Source organism: Psychrobacter aquimaris (assembly GCF_016107525.1).
Lineage (GTDB): Bacteria > Pseudomonadota > Gammaproteobacteria > Pseudomonadales > Moraxellaceae > Psychrobacter > Psychrobacter aquimaris.
Genome location: NZ_JABASR010000003.1, coordinates 217,019 through 235,905 on the forward strand (window position 1 = coordinate 217,019; position 18,887 = coordinate 235,905).

20 protein-coding genes are annotated in these 18,887 nt (G+C 41.9%); 7 read left to right on the top strand and 13 right to left on the bottom strand.

The window, feature by feature from the left end:
• Window positions 1-171: 171 nt before the first annotated feature.
• From JFC10_RS04225 to JFC10_RS04265, 9 genes are all read right to left on the bottom strand, one after another.
• On the bottom strand, window positions 172-1,068 hold the full coding sequence (locus tag JFC10_RS04225) for a type II secretion system protein N (protein WP_198331814.1): 897 nt from the start codon (window positions 1,066-1,068) through the stop codon (window positions 172-174).
• A complete protein-coding gene (gene gspN, locus JFC10_RS04230; protein WP_198331815.1) occupies window positions 1,069-1,896 on the bottom strand; it encodes a type II secretion system protein N in 828 nt (275 codons plus the stop codon).
• Between the two features lie 338 nt (window positions 1,897-2,234).
• Window positions 2,235-2,558: an H-NS histone family protein gene (locus tag JFC10_RS04235; RefSeq protein ID WP_193012356.1), complete on the bottom strand. Its 324-nt coding sequence runs from the start codon at window positions 2,556-2,558 to the stop codon at window positions 2,235-2,237.
• A 429-nt stretch (window positions 2,559-2,987) separates the two neighbouring features.
• Complete coding sequence (locus JFC10_RS04240; RefSeq protein ID WP_198331816.1) at window positions 2,988-3,425, bottom strand: BLUF domain-containing protein; 438 nt, start codon at window positions 3,423-3,425, stop codon at window positions 2,988-2,990.
• Window positions 3,426-3,488: 63 nt separating this feature from the next.
• Window positions 3,489-4,007 carry a BLUF domain-containing protein gene (locus JFC10_RS04245; RefSeq protein ID WP_198331817.1) on the bottom strand — a complete coding sequence of 173 codons (519 nt, stop codon included), beginning with the start codon at window positions 4,005-4,007 and terminating at the stop codon, window positions 3,489-3,491.
• Between the two features lie 115 nt (window positions 4,008-4,122).
• A complete protein-coding gene (locus tag JFC10_RS04250) occupies window positions 4,123-4,746 on the bottom strand; it encodes a hypothetical protein (protein ID WP_198331818.1) in 624 nt (207 codons plus the stop codon).
• Between the two features lie 628 nt (window positions 4,747-5,374).
• Window positions 5,375-5,998: a single-stranded DNA-binding protein gene (gene ssb, locus JFC10_RS04255; protein ID WP_193011240.1), complete on the bottom strand. Its 624-nt coding sequence runs from the start codon at window positions 5,996-5,998 to the stop codon at window positions 5,375-5,377.
• Window positions 5,999-6,261: 263 nt separating this feature from the next.
• On the bottom strand, window positions 6,262-6,825 hold the full coding sequence (locus tag JFC10_RS04260) for a DUF3833 domain-containing protein (RefSeq protein ID WP_265089993.1): 564 nt from the start codon (window positions 6,823-6,825) through the stop codon (window positions 6,262-6,264).
• Window positions 6,826-6,960: 135 nt separating this feature from the next.
• Entirely contained in the window at window positions 6,961-8,325 is a 1,365-nt protein-coding gene (locus JFC10_RS04265) for an MFS transporter (RefSeq protein WP_198331819.1), read from the bottom strand.
• A 534-nt stretch (window positions 8,326-8,859) separates the two neighbouring features.
• Between JFC10_RS04265 and uvrA the strand changes: the two genes are divergently transcribed.
• Complete coding sequence (uvrA, locus tag JFC10_RS04270) at window positions 8,860-11,766, top strand: excinuclease ABC subunit UvrA (RefSeq protein WP_198331820.1); 2,907 nt, start codon at window positions 8,860-8,862, stop codon at window positions 11,764-11,766.
• Between the two features lie 79 nt (window positions 11,767-11,845).
• On the opposite strand, the gene JFC10_RS04275 is transcribed toward uvrA, so the two are convergent.
• Window positions 11,846-12,310: a hypothetical protein gene (locus JFC10_RS04275; RefSeq protein WP_198331821.1), complete on the bottom strand. Its 465-nt coding sequence runs from the start codon at window positions 12,308-12,310 to the stop codon at window positions 11,846-11,848.
• Between the two features lie 114 nt (window positions 12,311-12,424).
• Here JFC10_RS04275 and JFC10_RS04280 point away from each other — a divergent pair, with 114 nt between their 5' ends.
• The 3 genes from JFC10_RS04280 (at window position 12,425) to JFC10_RS04290 (ending at window position 14,178) form a co-directional block, all read left to right on the top strand.
• Window positions 12,425-12,880: a hypothetical protein gene (locus JFC10_RS04280; protein ID WP_198331822.1), complete on the top strand. Its 456-nt coding sequence runs from the start codon at window positions 12,425-12,427 to the stop codon at window positions 12,878-12,880.
• A gap of 267 nt (window positions 12,881-13,147) precedes the next feature.
• On the top strand, window positions 13,148-13,642 hold the full coding sequence (locus JFC10_RS04285) for a hypothetical protein (RefSeq protein ID WP_198331823.1): 495 nt from the start codon (window positions 13,148-13,150) through the stop codon (window positions 13,640-13,642).
• Between the two features lie 23 nt (window positions 13,643-13,665).
• The gene (locus tag JFC10_RS04290) at window positions 13,666-14,178 is read left to right on the top strand and encodes a hypothetical protein (protein ID WP_198331824.1); all 513 of its coding nucleotides are present in this window, start codon (window positions 13,666-13,668) and stop codon (window positions 14,176-14,178) included.
• Window positions 14,179-14,288: 110 nt separating this feature from the next.
• Here the strand turns inward: JFC10_RS04290 and JFC10_RS04295 are convergent, their stop codons facing one another.
• Window positions 14,289-14,750: a DUF2846 domain-containing protein gene (locus tag JFC10_RS04295; RefSeq protein WP_198331825.1), complete on the bottom strand. Its 462-nt coding sequence runs from the start codon at window positions 14,748-14,750 to the stop codon at window positions 14,289-14,291.
• Between the two features lie 371 nt (window positions 14,751-15,121).
• A complete protein-coding gene (locus JFC10_RS04300) occupies window positions 15,122-15,403 on the bottom strand; it encodes a DUF503 domain-containing protein (RefSeq protein WP_198331826.1) in 282 nt (93 codons plus the stop codon).
• Between the two features lie 134 nt (window positions 15,404-15,537).
• Between JFC10_RS04300 and JFC10_RS04305 the strand changes: the two genes are divergently transcribed.
• The 3 genes from JFC10_RS04305 to gorA all read left to right on the top strand — a co-directional run bounded on the left by JFC10_RS04305 (window position 15,538) and on the right by gorA (window position 18,317).
• Window positions 15,538-16,326, top strand: coding sequence for a threonine/serine exporter family protein (locus JFC10_RS04305; RefSeq protein ID WP_198331872.1), 789 nt, complete (start codon window positions 15,538-15,540; stop codon window positions 16,324-16,326).
• Window positions 16,327-16,779, top strand: a complete 453-nt coding sequence (locus JFC10_RS04310; protein ID WP_058024638.1) for a threonine/serine exporter family protein — start codon at window positions 16,327-16,329, stop codon at window positions 16,777-16,779.
• Window positions 16,780-16,961: 182 nt separating this feature from the next.
• On the top strand, window positions 16,962-18,317 hold the full coding sequence (gene gorA, locus JFC10_RS04315; RefSeq protein ID WP_198331827.1) for a glutathione-disulfide reductase: 1,356 nt from the start codon (window positions 16,962-16,964) through the stop codon (window positions 18,315-18,317).
• Between the two features lie 131 nt (window positions 18,318-18,448).
• Here the strand turns inward: gorA and JFC10_RS04320 are convergent, their stop codons facing one another.
• Complete coding sequence (locus JFC10_RS04320; protein ID WP_193011779.1) at window positions 18,449-18,817, bottom strand: hypothetical protein; 369 nt, start codon at window positions 18,815-18,817, stop codon at window positions 18,449-18,451.
• Window positions 18,818-18,887 lie beyond the last annotated feature (70 nt).

The following is an 18,887-nucleotide window of genomic DNA, read 5'->3' on the forward strand; positions in this document are numbered from 1 at the left end:
ATTGATGATTACCTACAGTGATGTCGCTTAGTATGTACTGGATTTATTGTGTACTGAGAGTGCTCAGTTAGCGCCTTTCTCACTTAATTTCTTCTGACAATAACATCATTTAAGTGGCACTATCTAAATGTTCGTTTATTTAAAGTAAGAGTTCTCAACCATTTATTCTGCTCAAAACTGCTGACGAATGGTAATGACTTGATCGCCGCGTTGCACCTCTATTTGCGCCTCACCTGATTGCTGTACCTGTTGCAGCACACCAGCATCTTGAGCAGGATTACTACCCACGCTTTGACCGTTGACCGTTAGCACTTTATCACCTGGCTCAAGTCCTAGGCGATTACGCAGCTTTGCTGGCATTGCAGGCGTCACTTGATAACTTTCCCCTGCTGCCATAACCCCCATTCTGCTCAAATAACTGGCGGGGTTTTCTTGCAATGCTGTCACTGCCTCATCGATAGCGGATTGCGGGCTACTGTCAATGCCTGTCGCAGTGGACTCCTCCTCAGTATTTTGTGTAGGCTGAGGGGCGGTAGGCAACATGCTATTGTCTGGCAAGCGCTGATTACTCACGGCACCTGCGATCATGTCGCTTTGATCTAATGGCATCGCTGCTGGCATACTAATGACGGTTTGCTTGTCGCTGGCATCAGCGATGATGACTGAGTTCCAATCGACAGCGACAAGGGTATACCCACTGTCCTTTAGCGCATCACCGATGCGATAGTTTGTTACCTCACCATTGACATCCAATAGTGCTGAAGACATGCTCTCTGGCATTGCTAACAGAACCCCTTTTAGATTGACATTGGGCGGTGGCTGCACTGCTGCTGCAATAGGATCAGGGTCTGCAAAAATAGCAAATAAACCACTGTAGTCCTTGCCAGATGTCGATGTGTTTTGCAAAGGCGCTAGTGGCAATGTTGGTGCCAATGGGGCTGCGAGCAATAACCATAATAGTCGAGCCGCTGTCCAGCATAGCCAAACAACAGCCAACAATAACACCCAACCTGAAAATCGATTGAGGGTGTTGAGCACAGGTTTTAAGGTGGTAGAAACATTCATCATCTAGCGTGTCCCCAGCCCATTTAGCAGCGGCTGACGCACACTGACGACTGGTGTATCTTGGGGTGCTTGTCCTTTATATTCAGGCATACTTTCTAATAAACGCTGCGTCAAACTGACATCCAACATATTATCGCCATCGATATATAAGTCGCCCAAGCGCTTATCTTGGTTGTTTAATAAATTGATATGGAGTAGGTTTTTATTGTTTTTTTGCTCAGCACTTAGTTCAGCACGCATCGCAGGCATGGTCAGATAAAAAACCTTGCCGCCGCTAGGATAGCCTATTTCACCGCCGACCCATGTCAGCTGACCATCTGCTTGACTGAAACCAGATAGATTTTTTGCTGAATCATTGTCCGCTTTGGCACTTGAGCCAGACTGGCGGGTGAGCGAGACGTTATTGACCTGAATCGGTGTATTGGGCAATTGCCAATCAACCAAATTTGCCAACGTCTCAGGTGCTACCTTGCCGCTCATATTATCCACTTGCCACGAGCTGGTGCCTATTTTTACTTGTCCATTGAGGCGGGTTTGGGCTGAAGTGATATCGACCTCTGCACTTATCTTACCCAATAACAAATGCCATGGCTGCCACGACCATTCTGCCGTACCTGTGAGCGGTGTCGCTGCTAAAGGCATTTGCCAAATGACTGAGCCTTGCCATAAATTACCCGACACATGCTGTACATAAGGCGTTTCCGGAGCATACTTTTCAAGCAGCCACGCCGCTGGCATTTGCAACACAGCAAATAATGCAAATAATACAAACCCAACCAGCCACCACAGCTTACGAGGGCGCTTATGAGACGACGCGGATACTTGGGGCACGGTTGCATAACTCTTGTATAAGACAAAAACGTCATTATCATAACAAACAATGGCATACAGATGACAGAAAAAAAGCCAGTATCTTTTTACCAAAATAATGGCAATAAAGATACTGGCTTTTATCGGCTTATAAGACTGAAAGGCTATTACGATCAAACGGTATAATTACAAAAAACTATGCGTAATAAGCCCGATAATCAGAGTAGATTTTGCTTTGTGCTTAGTTCAAACACTGCTTAGTTAAAATGCTGCTTAATTAAAAGAATATTTAATTAAAATTAATTAAAATTGCACCTTGCTGAATCTAAACCGACATCATCTTGTTGACCACTAAACGATTAGATAGCAAAATCTTCGATACTACGACCTGCTGCTAGTGCTTCAACCAACCACGTTGGCTTACGACCACGGCCAGTCCACGTTTCTTCGTTGTTGTCAGTATTGCGATACTTAATGCTGCGTTTTTTCTCTAGTGTTTCACCAGCTTTCAAAATCTCTTCGATAGAAGCACTGCTGTCTTCTGCAATTTTTTCAAACTGCATATAGGCATCATACAAACGCTGATGTTGTTTTTTGGCAATAAGCTGCTGGGCATTTTCAGTGATGGCACGTAGCTCATCAACGTTTAGGTTTTCTAAATCAATGGCGGTATTTTTGCTCATAGTAAATCCAACTGTAAGATAAAAAATATAACCTTAATAGATCTTATTCACTATTAAGAACTAAGAATGACTTATTCACCATTAAATACAACGATGAATGTCAAAAATCGATATTTTTTCAACCAAATAAAATATTGTTAGCCACAATACCTGAAGGCGTAGACAATATAAACAAAAAATCTTGCTATCACAACAGTAGATTATTATATCTTATATAACAAAAGTCAGCGAATAGTAAAATCAGGTAAATGAAAAAACGGCAATTTATTAATACTTATTCATAAACAGATATTAATTTTAAGATAAAACCAGTCTCTATAAATTATGTTATAAAAACTGCTGAACACATAATTAAATAGACATAAATCCACTAAAAACAGCAATCAATTTTTCCATATTTACCTACCCATTAATAAAAAACATCCTTAATTAATCATGCTGATCACTAAGCTCGCTCATTAAATCGCGGGCTGATTCGGCGCTCAATAAATACGGATTAAAATCAATCGTTGTCGAATACTTTAAATAAATCGCCGCGTTTTTTTCAGTCGGGGAAGCATAATTCATGGACCATTTAGACCATGTGCGATGCTTTAATTCACGTGTCTCAATAACCTGTAAGTCATAATGACGTGGATCAGCAATTAAACTATATAGCAGACGATTGATCTGTGCTCTTGGCCCTTCGATAGTTTGCAAAAAATAATCTTTATTAAATGTCAGCATACCAGTGATGCCATTGGCGGCGTTGTTTAATTGTGCTTGATGCAAAATTTCGTTGAAGTCTTTGGCCGATACATCTGGGTTGGCACGGCTAGCGTATGTCATGCTCATCAAAATGTGCGCATCTTCCATTACTGATGTCATATCTTATCTCTTATAAAAAATCATGGATGTGATGGTTTTTTAGCGTTTATAAATATCAGTCAATTAGCCAATAGAAAACCATGGTTTCTTTTTTGTAGCGGCGCGCACTGCTTCTTGCTCTTGCAGATCTGATAATGTCTCAATCAACATCATGATTTGATTGGTATTCATCAAATAAGGATTAAACTGAGTACCTGTCGAAAATTTGAGCGCAAGCCCTTTATTTTCATCACTCGGAATCAAATAATTCATTGACCATTTACTCCAGTGACGCTGCTCAACTTCACGGCATTCAATGATTTGCAAGCCTTGATGCCGTTCGTCTTTAACCAGTTTTCTGAGCAACTCATTGATGACTGGCCTCGCCCCTTCGATACTTTGTAAAAAGTAATTGTGATTAAATACCAAAGCACCCGTAATACCGTTACGCTCATTGTTTTTCTGAGCTTGTGTCAGGATGCGAGTGACTTCACCTTTAGGATTGTCGGTGTTATAACGGCTAATATAAGTCAAACGTAGAATGATATGCTCACCGTGGTGTATTTTTAGACGATTTAATTCTGCAAGCTCAGCTAATTCCACAAAGTACTCCAATTAATTTGCTAAATTTCTCACCTATAACAGGCTAGCGATTGTCATTCATAACCCGTTATTTGTGGCATAAGTCATTTTTTTCGTACAATAAGTCGTGTATATATTAACGTTGAATTTTCTTGATAAATTCACTCATACCGTGCGATAAATTGCTGCCACTGGTACTCTGTATTTCCTTTACCAAACTCAATAATTGCGAGCTATTCCCGCATTGCTCTAAGCTCAACAAATAACCCCAGGCTTCTACTCGTGGTGCATTTTTTTCAATATAGTTGGCCAACTCCGATTTTATCGTTTCGTAGTTAGCACCAGATAGCTTAGTCTTGAAAATACTACTGAGTGATTTCTTGCCTAGTGCTGCCATTTTATTGGGACTTTTATTATTAAAGGTGCGATCAAACTCTGTCTCAATATTTTGTTCAAACGATGGTAACGATGATTGAGGCTGAGAAGCTGTTGGTGCTTGCGGCGCAGTGGATGTTTGGGAAGCAGCACCCGCTATTTCTATACACTCAAGCCCTAACAGCAACTCAAACAATGGTGCTATGCCGCCAAAATCCGCAAACATTTTGCTGTGGTCAAGCGTATCGAGATAGCTTTGATACGTGCGCTTGCCATCGATCATAATGAGCAATGTTCTCGCTTCACGCGGCAATATACCGAGACTCTGAGATTTAATCTCTTCTCTGCCTAAGTCCGTTTTTTGAAACACATCACCATTATTCATTGTTTGTACTCAGCACTAGCAGTAAGGTGGGCACTCTTATAGTCAATTCATTATAAAAGCGTGATAGCTTTAACCTTTTACATTGCATCAACCCTATCGTAAGCGGTCGACCAGATGAATTTTTATTAATTAATAAAAATCACTTTAAATAAAAGCCCCACATTTAATATTGTGTGAATCGTTGATTCGATTGGATTATATCAACCCACCTAATAGACCGTTAGTATTAATTAAATCCAATAGAACAGACGGTCGATATAGGATATGAAAGGTAGTTTTCATAAATTTCAATATAAAATTTGATAAAATAATGAGAATAGAAAAACCTATAAACTCAATGAAGCAAGCTAATATTTCTTTGCTTTGTATTCTTACTAAATAGTTTACTAACCAATAATTAATTTTTTATTTTTCAAATAATCGCAATGGCATAACCATAAAAACAAACAAACGTTTTACTTAAAAGCACAGCATAGAGGTAAGCAAAATCTATCTTCCTTAACTCTCATATGACTTTTATGCACACTATAGAAGCTTTATTTTTTTAGATCATTTATCACTAGGCATAAAAAAACCCTGCAATTGCAGGGTTCTATAGATTATTCTTAACAGATAACTAAGGTATAAGTTAGAACGGAATGTCATCATCGACAGGACCGTCTGGCATTGCTGTCGGCTTTGATTGCGCAGGCTTTTGAGCAGGTTGATTAAACTGATTCTGCTGAGCAGGTGCACCTTGATTAGTAAAGCTGTTCTGACCACCTTGAGCAGCTGGCTGGTTATAACCGCCTTGCTGTGCTGACTGATTGTTTGCTTGCTGACCAAAGTTGTTTTGATTGCTTTGACCTCCTTGATTGCCATAGCCACCACCTTGACCTTGATTCTGACCGCCAAAGCTATTATCACCTTGACCACCAGTCGCACCATCTAGCATTTGCATTTGCTCAGCACGAATCTCGGTAATATAACGGTCTTGACCATTGGGATCTTGATATTTACGGGTACGCAAGCTGCCTTCGATATAGACTTTGCTGCCTTTACGCAAATACTGCGCGGCAATTTCACCCAAGCGATTGAATAGAGAAATACGATGCCATTCCGTCGCTTCTCTTTTCTCACCACTTTGCTTGTCTGTCCATTGCTCTGACGTTGCAACCGAAATATTGGTCACGCTACCGCCGTTATTAAATTGACGTGCCTCAGGGTCTGCTCCAAGGTTACCGATGATGATAACTTTATTAACTCCGCGCATGATACCGTCCTCTTACTTATGAATAATTTTATGAATCGCTTTAATGACTGTGCAGTTAAGTGCATTCATTAATGATTTTACTTTAATCAATTTTTATTTAAATATCTACAGACTATCTATTAGAGACGACAATCTATGTCGCTTAGATATATATTATAATTTTGGGGTCTAAAAACCATAATCGTGCTATTTTGCCATTTTATTAAACGGATTAATACTATTACAAGTTACTGACTTATAAATTCACTCCGTCCCTTATAAATTTATTTAGAACCATTGCGGTCATTATTGCGATGCATGCTTAAGGTGACACTGCCCAGCTCTACGCCAAACTTTTTCATTACTGAACGATTGAGCATGACATCTTCATTGATAAGATGCATCCAATCATCAAATTTTACTTTGTAGGTTTTATCGTCTACGGGTAACGCTAGCAAGTAATTCCAATGCAAGGTGTTGCCAACCACTTCTCCTGTTGCCTCACCAATGACGTCACCAGCCGTGCCTTTCCAACTACCATCAGCTTGCTTGGTCAATCGCCATATGCGCTGCGATTTTGAGCCATCTGCCCATGAGAATTTTTCGTCCAAAACTATGACGTTATCGCCTTCGTGAGTAGCATTAATATCGACGTAAAAGCGTTTTTTGACCTCGCCATTGCGCCCTTGAAACATGCCCCAGCCATCTATCTGACCTGAGAAAAACTCATGCATATCGAGCGTTGGCGTGGTGTTCTGATAGGCCTGAATATTTTGCGTGGCACAGCCAGAGGTCAGTAGCATGGCTGACAGCCCAAAGCCTATCGCTAGCTTCTTAAACTTACTCATATTAATTCCTTTTAAATAGAGATGAATACTTAGCGGTCACTTATTAATAATGGCTGTCTATACAGTTATTGCCTACTCAGTTCTGCCTATTTATTTTTGTTGCTATAAATCTAAAAATATTACTTATATAGCGTACTAAATATCTAGCGGACTTTGTGCCAAACTCGATAGCTCTTGACGTGAATCATCCGTCAATTGTGTCTTATCAAGTTTCAAATAAGCGACTTGCTCTTTTGCCATCACGACCAGTTCATCAACGCCATCTACTGCCAGCATCTGCCTTGACCAATCTTGAATATTAATGTTTTTGGGAATCGTCACTGTCGTGCTTGATAGATAAGGTGGCTGAGCAATCGGAATGATAATGAGTAACGCAGCGCCCATGATAATCGCCAAGATACCCCATGCTAGCAGATTAGGCTGATTTAATAATAGGCCACCCATCGCACCGCCAACGAACGCCCCAAAAAACTGGCTGGATGAGTTAAGCCCCATCGCAGTCGCTTTATTAGCGACTGGGGCACGCTTAGATATCCACGAGGGAATCGTCGCCTCAAGCAAATTAAAACCCATAAAGTACAGCAGCAAGCCAAATATAATGCCAACGCCGACCTGACTACCCAGCGCAAGTATTGCTAAGGCAGCAGTCATCAAGGCAATCGCACCCAAAAACACTTGGCGCATTTTGCGTTTCTTTTCAGCGATAATAATAAATGGTATCGCGATTGCAAAGCCGATAAACAGTAGTGGCAGATAAACCAATCCCTGCTGACGTACAGACAGGCCTAGCACTTCATTGAGCTGGTGTGGCAGGATAACAAATATCGCGGTCATCGTCAGATGCAGCGCAAAGATACCAATATGTAAGCGATTCAAATCGCCAATCTTGAGGACAGTTGCCAACTGCTGACCGATGGTTTTATTATCTAAGTTGTGTTTGAGCACGCGCATAGGCGTTGGTACAACAACCAACAGCAGCATCGCCAAAATAGCGAATCCTGATGTCAGCCAAAACAGCCCAGAGATACCGAGCGAGCCGACCAATAATGGACCAAAAGCAAAGGCAAGCATGATAGAGGTCGCAATGGTCAAGCCCATCGTCGCCATCGCTTTGGTACGCATCTCCTCACGCGTCACATCAGCCAGTAATGCCATCAATACAGCAGAGACCGCGCCACTACCCGCCAGCGCTCGACCAATGATCACTTCATAGATATCCGTCGCATTTGCCGCAATCATGCCGCCGATGGCAAACAGTATCAATCCCAAAAAGATAATTGGCTTACGAGGGAACTTGTCAGCGGCAAGGCTCATCGGTATCTGAAAAATTGCCTGACCTAACCCATACACCCCAACGGCCAAACCAATCAAAAACGGCGTCGCGTGTGCATAATTGTCTCCGTAAACAGAAAACACTGGCACAATCATAAACAAGCCAATCATACGCAAGGCAAAGATGCCACCGACTCCGAGGATTGCCCGTTTCTCTACGCTATTCATACTTGCCTCACTGGTTGATCATTGCTGGTTTTCACTGCTGGCACTTATGCTGCACCATGATTTATCACTACTGGTTTATCAAGGCATTGGCCTATAAATCAAGCCCCCTAGTATAAGACATTCGCCGTTTGGTTGCCGAGACTTTTGTCTTACTGACGCAGCCTCACATAGCTTATCAACCCAAGCCCTTCATATTACGCGATTATTTTGTTACCAACTGCGTCAGATGCGCAATCACACCTTGAATAATGCGGTCGCCATAACAATAAAGTAAGGGGTCGTAAGTACTGTTACCAAATGCTTTATATGACAAATACCCCGATAAAATGACAATATTTGTTTAAATCTATAACAAACACCACCTGTTACTTGATCCTTATTTGATTTAGATTCGTTCAGTAAAATTAAAATAAAAACACCATTCATATTTTTGATTAATCAGTACATTCATCTCCACTGACACCTTTACTTTTATACCTTTTTTTATAGACATCTTTTTAAATATAATTTTAGCAAATAGGAAACCCATAAACGATGGCACATGACCATATCGCAATACGCGGCGCACGTACTCATAATTTAAAAAACATTGATTTAGACATTCCACGAGATAAATTCGTAGTGATTACTGGCTTGTCAGGTTCTGGTAAATCTTCACTGGCATTCGATACGCTTTATGCTGAAGGGCAACGTCGCTATGTCGAGAGCTTATCGGCTTATGCCCGTCAGTTCCTCTCGCAAATGGAAAAACCGGAAGTCGATAGTATCGAAGGTCTCTCCCCTGCGATTGCGATCGAGCAAAAGTCCACCAACCATAACCCACGCTCGACCGTCGGTACGATTACCGAGATTTACGACTATCTACGTCTACTTTACGCCCGTATCGGTACGCCGTACTGCCCTGAGCATGGCGAGCCGATGGTCGCGCAGTCGGTCACCGAGATGGTCGATCAAGTCATGGCATTGCCAGAAGATACCAAACTCATGATCTTGGCACCGGTGATTCGTGAGCGTAAAGGTGAGCATACCGTTTTACTTGAGCAGCTGATTGGACAAGGTTTCGTGCGCGTGCGTGTCGATGGTGATGTCTACGATACCGATGAGCTACCAACACTGGATAAAAAGAAAAAACATACTATCGAAGTGGTGGTCGATCGCTTTAAAGTTCGTGACGACTTGGGTAACCGTGTCGCTGAGAGCTTAGAAACGGCGCTACGTTTGGGTCAAGGACTGGTCACCCTGCACTTTATGGATGGCAACCCAAAAGAAGGCGGTGACGACAATCAAGTCATGTCAGCCAAACACTCATGCCCTGTCTGTGATCGTGCGGTGCCTGAACTTGAGCCACGTATGTTTAGTTTTAACAATCCATATGGCGCATGCCCTAGCTGTGATGGTCTTGGCAAACGCCAATACTTTGCCGCTGAAAAACTCATTACCCATCATGAAAAATCACTCAATCAAGGCGCAATCAATGGTTGGGACAAACGTCATGCGTATTATTTTGGTTTGCTTAGTACGGTCTGCAAGCACTTCAAAATCGATATGGATGCACCGTGGCAGGATCTGTCTAAAGAACAGCAAGACCTCATCATGCATGGCTCTGGTAAAGAAAAGTTGACCTTTAACTTTACTGATGAGCGCGGCCGAAAAACCAATAAGACGGTACCTTTTGAAGGGGTGCTTCCTTACTTGGAGCGCCGTTATGCCAAGACGCAAAGTAATCTTGTGCGTGATGAGCTGGCCAAATATCTGGCAGATACCACGTGTAATGTCTGTGATGGCGCGCGTCTGAATGAAATCTCGCGTAATGTCCGTGTCGATGACCAAACCATCGCTGAAATCGTCAAGCTCTCTATCGGTGACTCTGCCGATTATTATAAAATGCTAAAGATTGGCGGTCATAAAGGCGAAGTCGCAGAAAAAATCTTTAAAGAAATTAATGAACGTCTAAACTTCCTCGTCAGCGTTGGACTGGATTATCTCACTCTTGCCCGCTCTGCCGAGACACTATCGGGCGGTGAAGCACAGCGTATTCGTCTGGCTAGCCAAATCGGTGCCGGTCTCATGGGCGTGATGTATGTACTCGATGAGCCATCCATTGGTCTGCATCAGCGTGACAATGATCGTCTGCTAAAAACCCTCACGCGCTTGCGTGATTTGGGCAATACCGTACTGGTCGTTGAGCATGATGAAGATGCCATTCGCCAAGCAGATCATGTCATCGATATCGGTATCGGTGCCGGCGTACACGGTGGTCATGTGATCGCTCAGGGTACGGTCGATGACATCATGGCAAACAAAGAATCGCTGACTGGACAATATATGTCTGGCAAAAAGCGCATCGAGATTCCATCTGTGCGTCATAAAGCCAAAACCATAGACGTCGAAGTCAAAGGTAAAGCCAAAGCCCAAAAAGTACCAATGACGATTGAGTTAAAAGGCGCATCAGGCAATAACTTGCACGATGTTGATTTGACGATACCAATTGGCATCATGACTTGTATCACTGGCGTATCTGGCTCAGGTAAATCGACGCTGATCAATCGTACCTTGATGCCACTCGCCGCCACTCAGCTGAATAACGCTTCGACGCTGATTGCGGACAAGCATGACAGCATCAGCGGTCTTGAGCATTTAGACAAAATGGTCGATATTGATCAAAGCCCTATTGGTCGTACGCCGCGCTCAAACCCAGCGACGTATACGGGCGTGTTTACCCCTGTGCGTGAGATGTTTGCCCAAACGCAAGAAGCGCGCGCTCGTGGTTACAAGCCGGGTCGCTTTAGCTTCAACGTCAAAGGCGGACGCTGTGAGATGTGTCAGGGTGATGGTCTTATCAAAGTTGAGATGCATTTCTTACCTGATATGTATGTGCCATGTGATACCTGTGAGGGCAAACGCTATAACCGCGAAACCCTAGAGATTCATTATAAAGGCAAAAGCATCGCAGAAGTACTCGATATGACCGTTGAAGATGCGGTTGATTTCTTCTCAGCGATACCCGCGATCTATCGCCGCTTGCAAGCATTAATGGATGTCGGTCTTGGCTATATTCGTTTGGGTCAGTCTGCGCCGACGCTCTCTGGCGGTGAAGCGCAGCGTGTCAAGCTGGCACGTGAGCTTGCCAAACGCGATACGGGACAGACCCTCTATATCTTGGATGAGCCAACCACCGGTTTACATTTCCATGATATCTATAAGCTGCTCCATATCCTGCATACCCTACGCGACAAAGGTAATACCATCGTGGTCATCGAGCATAACTTAGATGTCATCAAAACAGCGGATTGGGTGATTGATCTTGGCCCTGAAGGCGGTAAAGGTGGCGGTCTGATCATTGCTGAAGGCACGCCTGAGGAAGTGGCGGAAGTGAAAGGCTCTTATACGGGTGAGTTCTTAAAACCGATGCTTGAGCAAGGGTTAAAAGACGTAAGCTAAAACAACTTGGTGAATGATTGATAAAAGGCTACTCTTTCGGGAGTGGCCTTTTTTTGGTGTGGAAAATCAAAGATAGGTGCTATATTTTATTTTTCAAAACTGCAATTACCTTTAAAACCTGCTCACGATTTTTGGCAGCTTTGAGCCATTTGGGCAAACGACTAGCTAATGAACTATTCATCCAAGTATCTACATTTAGATTACGTTGCCTATGTTTAGCCGATACAAAGTCTTCCAAATATTCTAAATGACGCTTGTTGAATGCCCACAAGCTCTCACCCGCACAATCGGTTTGCAACCATAAATTTGCGCCAAAATAACTATCCGTTGGATTTTCCGCGCCCCAATAAAATTTTCTGTGCTCAGCTAATTTTGCTTGATTATAGCAACAACTTGGACAACTCAACCGAGCCTGATCATTATGTAGGGTAACGACTGCTTTAAGTCGACATTTCGGGCAGAAAATTAGCGTGGGATCATCTTTGGTAGGAGTGCTAATAGATAGCCTACTTTCCTCGCTTTCTTGAAACCATTGTTCATTCATAGTGCCGTCCTAGCGCTAATATAAATTTAAAAACAAACCAAGTAAAAAACTGAATATAACGAACCGTATTTAACTATACTAAATCCTTCAAGCAGTGCAAAACGAGACCAAGACATGGCGACAATAGAAGAAAAAATCAGTCAAGCTGAATACATCATTTATCAATTTGAACTAGAAGAGTTAGGAAGAGCTTTTGATATTCTCAATGAAGTTATTGCCGATAATCGAGCAACCGATCTTGAGATCGCTGATGCTTTAAATTTAAAAGGATTTATAGTTGCAGGACCCGCTCCGTGCCATACTGAATATGAAGAAGATGAGACGGGACTGATTTACTTCTTACAAGCTTTAAAGCATAATCCTTACAACCTTGGTGCGTTAATAAACACTGTTAACTCATTTACCGAACATGATATGAGACAAACCTTTACTCGTGAAAATACACCTGCTTTTATAAAGGCTTATGAAGTATTAAGATATGGTATCTACGATACTCTAAATAAAGAATCAAAAAATGATTTGCAAAGACTTTCTGATACATACGATAAATTTAAGCAAAACAGATTGTAACAAACCAGAGAACCCTGTTGAACATTTAGGTTAAATGACTTAAGTAGGTTTGACTAGAAATTCGATAGTAGAGCCTTATATTCTGAGTGATACCATGAAATCTCATCAAAAAATATTAGTAGGATGTTGGTATGGAAAAATTGGTGCCGTATTGCTAATGCTTATGCATCATAAAAGAGAGTAAGCCTAACTTAGCGCAGCAGCTATGGATAATGAGCTTTCCTAAACTGTCGCGATTCAAATAATTAACAATGAGTCTATAATCTTATGAATTTCAATACACATTTAGAAAAGACCAAATTTGCTATTATTAGTGCTCTAGATAGTGACAAATCAGTGTTGATTAGTGAATTTATTGTTATTCTAAAAAATGCGTCTTCTTTACTTAAAGCAGATAATTTTAGTTTTTGGATTGACGAATTGCAAAAAATCGACCATTCAGAAATCCCAATAACAAAGTATGCGGTCGTTGACGCTCAAAAATCATGGAATGAATATGATTCTAGTAGAACAACCTTTGGAAATATATTGTTAGATACATGTGAAAAATTATTTACCTATTGGCAGCAAGATGACCTCTGTAGCACGCAAGGTCAGTTCTACTATTACAAAGATAAGAATACAAATCTAGTCTTCAAAGAAAGTGTGTTTGGTTGTATTCAATATCTTGATAGAGCCATGAATAGGAGTACTGATACTCAATTTGGTATCGCATTGATTTCAGATTTATATGGAGTCGTTATAGTTGATGACTTATATTAAGGGGTCAGATTCTGAGTAACCCTATGAAAACTCATCAAGAAATATTAGTAGAATGTTGGTATGACAAAACAGACATAGAGTCAATTATTCAATGGGCTGATACATTCGTTAAAAATAACGACCACATTCCTGAGGAAGTGTTTGAAATTTTTTATGCGCCTAAACATCATTTTGAAGATATTCTTTTCAGACTGACTGTAGCTACGGAACCAGATTTTTTACCGCAATCATTAAGTACAGAAATTTTAGCAGCTAAATATTTGATCAACTTAATTAAAAGATATTTAAGTGATGAAGTCACTCCTGTAGATATCTGTAGAGTGATTAGCAATATTGATTGTGGTTTTATGAATGCTCCGAGAGATTTACCTGATAACGTTTCATACTACCCTTGTTGGCTTGGCAATTTATACAGTAGCTGTGATTGGTGTGATGAAACATGGACAAAAAATAGTGCTCCTCACTTAAAACAAGATTTGGAGAATCAGTTGCCTTATATTAGTGAGTGGATTAACGATAATAGTCAGTTAAATTAAAAAGCCCTTTTGTTCTGGACCATTAAAAAAGCATCAGCAATTAAGCTGATGCTTTTTTGATACATTAACAATGACTTATGATAGTTTAGCTCACAATAGAATAAAGCCTATTATTTGCTACACTTACCTTTGACGCCCAGCTTAAGCTCTGATATCGCCTCTTTTCCTTCAGCTTCTGAAACCAATTTCAGTCCAGCCCCGCCGACAAATACACCCGGCTTAATGTACTGCTTGATAAAGTAGTTTTGACCAGCTGTCGTATTTACCATCAAGTCGTTTGGAGAAAATTCAGACTCAGTAGAGACTTTATGCGTCATATTTCCTTGCACTTCTTGATGAAAAAATGTTCCGCGTGCTGTCTCACCAACACACTCATCATCAATCCAAACATCTTTCTTCAAACTGGCACCCACAACACTGTTAGAGCGATAAATATATAATCCTGCTTTATCGTTTGAAGGTGATTGAATTTGCTTTAAGGCATCAGATACTTGTGCTTGTTCTGTAGGAATAGAAGCACAACCAGCAAATAGGACTGAAGTCATGGTTAAAAAAGCGATTTTTTTTAGCATAATATTTCTCTAATAATAAAGTTGACCTGACTGACAAAATTTTAATGCCATTGCGGTTTATCATAGAGAAATCAAATCTTAGACTATATAACTCATCATCAGCTTAACGCCTGATTTATAAGCTATAAATGTCTAATACGATCTCTTTACTCCAACTATAATGTATAAATTTTGTTACGGTACAATACAGATTATTTCCTTAAAACTCAACTTAATTTATCAATATTTGCTTATATTATTTTGGAAATCTATTTTTTATTAGGCTCAGGTAATGCCAATAGATAAAAGGTAATACCATCGTGGTCACGGAGCACAACTTGGACGTGATTAAAATGGCAGATTAGGTGTTAGTTTTCTATAAAAGCCACTTCCTAAACAAACTCCCTCTCAATATTCATCACCCGCGCATCTACCGTACGTTCTAGCTTTTCCTCAATCTCACGACACTGCGATTCGACCTCACGTTTAGACAGCCCAACGATCACAAACGTCCATTCGCTAGCGTCATGCCGATCGCGTTCGCTGCTCTCACAGACCGCGACACTTGGCGTATTGCCAAAGCGCGCGTGCAGGCCGCCCATCCGTTGGCGCTTTTCTTTTAGCGAGCCGCAGCCGAGCAATGAAAACGTCAGTGTCAAAATAGCGATGTGCATTTTATCCTCCTTGCCGAAAAAGCTTATAATAGTAGTCAATATAATATTCGATAATGGCTGATAATGGCTGCGCGTCAGCATCCATACCCTTTATAATAGCGTATCAATCGCCAACCAATCTGCGTATCTCACCCATGACCTCTATCAGCTACGTCAAGCAGCAGCGTATCACTCGACTATGCGTGCGCTGCGGCTTACTCCTTATGCAGTATGGCGCTGAATCTGCCGTGGTGGTGGACTTATCCAAGCGCTTGGGGCTTGCTTTAGGCATGAACAGCGTCGAATGTTCGCTGAACTTCAATGCCATTACCCTGACGACCATCTGCGATGAACGCTGTATCACCACCACCAGAGACACAATCAACCAGAGCATCAACGTCAATTTATTGGTACAAATCCAGCAAATCGTCAATAAAACTGAAGCGACTGTCGATCGCAATGAGTTGATTGACCGCACGACGCTTGCTTTTGATGAGTTAGATAAAACGGTCTATCCGACATGGCTAGTCAGTATATTTGTTGGTGCCTCTTGTGCGGCGTTTGCTTATCTGAATGGTGGCAGCTGGTCGATTACGGCGGTGACATTTATCGCAGGTATGGTGGCGATGTTTACCCGTATCTATTTGTCCAAACACCACTTTAACCCTTTTATCACCGTCATTGTGACGGCTTTTATTGCCTCACTCATTGGCGCGACGACGTATTATTTTGATATTGGCAATAATGCCGATATTGCGGTGGCTTCTAGTGTGTTACTACTGATTCCCAGCTTTCCCCTGATTAATTCTTTGTCAGATATCTTAAAAGGCTATGTCAATATTGGCGTTGGACGTGCAGTCTTTACCTATATGCTCACTTTGTCCGCGTGTGTTGGCATCGTAATGGCACTGGTGTTACTGCGCATACAGCACTGGGGGTTTTAGATGTGGTTTATTGAGACCGTTGTGCTGTCTTGCATTATTACCCTTGGCTGGACGCTGATGTTTAGCGTACCCAAACGCTATATCTTGCCGTGTCTACTGATGACGGCTTTGGGATTTGGGTTAAAGACGGCGCTTGTTTATCAGCATGTCCATTTGGTGATCGCCAGCTTTTTTGGGGCGATGCTCGCCAGTTTTTTGGGCGTGTATTTTTCTAAAAAATACACCTTACCACCCAAAGCGCTGATCTCGCCCAGTGTCATTTGTATGATGCCGGGTATCGCCGCTTATAAAGCGATGGTTAGTATGGTACAGATTGGCTATTTTGGCTATTCGGACGAGTTATTTAGCCAAATGATGGTGTATTTGTTTGAAGCCTTATTTGTGACCTCAGGATTGGTACTGGGTTTATCCATTCCGGGATTGTTATTTTATAGACGTCGTCCCATTGTTTAGGTGGGTTTGGGTCAGTTAGACAGGCTTAAATATCTAAAGGCTAGTCTATGCCTAGTTGAATATTGATTGTACTCAAGTCATTCAACATACCCTAACCATAAAAAACTTGTAGGATGGATGGTAAGACCCATTATAGTAGAGTCCAAAACAGCACCAATAATAACTTAACAAAGAGACTTATTATGACCAAACATTATGATTATATCGCCATTGGCGGCGGCAGCGGTGGCATTGCTTCAATCAACCGTGCAGCGAGTTATGGCAAAAAATGCGCCATTATCGAAGCCAACCAACTGGGCGGCACTTGTGTGAATTTGGGCTGCGTTCCCAAAAAAGTGATGTGGTATGGCGCGCAAATTGCCGAAGCCATTCATAAATATGCGCCAGACTATGGGTTCGATGTAGAGGTTAAAGGTTTTGACTTCCAAAAACTGGTGCAGAGCCGTCAACAATATATCGAAAATATTCACCGTTCTTACGACAATAACTTGGCAAAAAATGGCGTAGAAGTAATCAAAGGCTTTGCTAAGTTTGTCGATACCAATACCGTAGAAGTGAATGGCGAACTTATTACTGCCGACCATATTTTGATTGCCACAGGCGGTCATCCGATTCAGCCAGATATTAAAGGCGCAGAATACGGTATCGATTCTGACGGCTTTTTTGCCTTGAATCATTTGCCAAAACGCGTGGCAATTGTGGGAGCTGGATATATCGCTGTCGAAATCGCAGGTGTGTTGAACAGTTTGGGCGCTGAAGTACATTTATACGTACGCCAGCACTCACCGCTACGCTCATTTGACCACAGTGTAGTAGAAGCATTGCTCATAGAGATGGAGCAAGACGGTATTCAATTGCATACCAATACTACGCTCACGGAAGTCAATAAAAACGAAGATGGTAGCCTGACTTTGTGTACCGAAAATGGCAGCCTAGACACGACAGATTGCTTGATTTGGGCGATTGGTCGTGCGCCATCGACAGACAATATCAACCTGCAAGTGACAGGGGTAGAAACGACCGACACGGGCAAAATCAAAGTCGATAAGTTCCAAAATACCAATGTTAAGAACATCTATGCAGTCGGCGATATTATCGAAAACAGTGTTGATTTGACGCCAGTGGCGATTGCAGCAGGTCGACGGCTTTCAGAGCGCTTGTTTAACAACAAGCCTAACGAGCATTTAGACTATACATTAATACCGACGGTTATCTTTACCCACCCAGCTATTGGTACGATTGGCTTGTCTGAAATCGATGCAGTTGAGCGCTATGGCAAAGACAATATCAAATGCTATAACTCAACATTTACCTCTATGTATAGCGCGGTGACCCAGCATCGTCAGAAATGTATGATGAAACTGGTGTGCTTGGGCGATGATGAAAAAGTCATTGGTCTACACGGCCTTGGCTTTGGCGTCGATGAGATGATTCAAGGCTTTGCGGTCGCGATCAAAATGGGCGCGACTAAAGCTGACTTTGACAATACGGTTGCCATTCATCCAACTGGTTCAGAAGAGTTTGTGACAATGCGTTAGTCAAATGCGTTAGTCATTAGCCGCTAGACAGACTGGGCGAGATCACCCACAATTTTAGCAATTAAAAAAAAGGATGCTTATTAGGCGTCCTTTTTATTTTAAGTCATTAAAACAGCCTGTATATCGAAGTGTTAATTACCCAACACCCATTCATCATTCACTTGATAGACCTTAAAATTGGTCTTATTAGTGCGGCTCTCCCCCGCGATCGTCTGGGTGATATCAGCGGTACACATATAAGTATTGTCGCCCTCGACAGTGTCACAGTTGATATTCTCGACGCGTTCAAGCTTTGGCATCATACCTTCCATCATGCCGCTCATGGCTTTTGCCATCTCGTCATTGCCTGCGTTCGCCATCGCATCGTTCATCATGCTATTGGCTTGCTCGTATTGTGCTTCGATTAGGCCTTCAACTGTGCTTTCAGAAGGTGCATTAGAGCATGCGGCAAATAGCGGTGTCAGTAATGCGATGACTGCCAGTTTCTTTAGATTAGTCATGTCAATCTCAATGTATCTGTAATATTACTTCACTATACAGAACTACTTCGAAATGCCCAACTTAATTTTA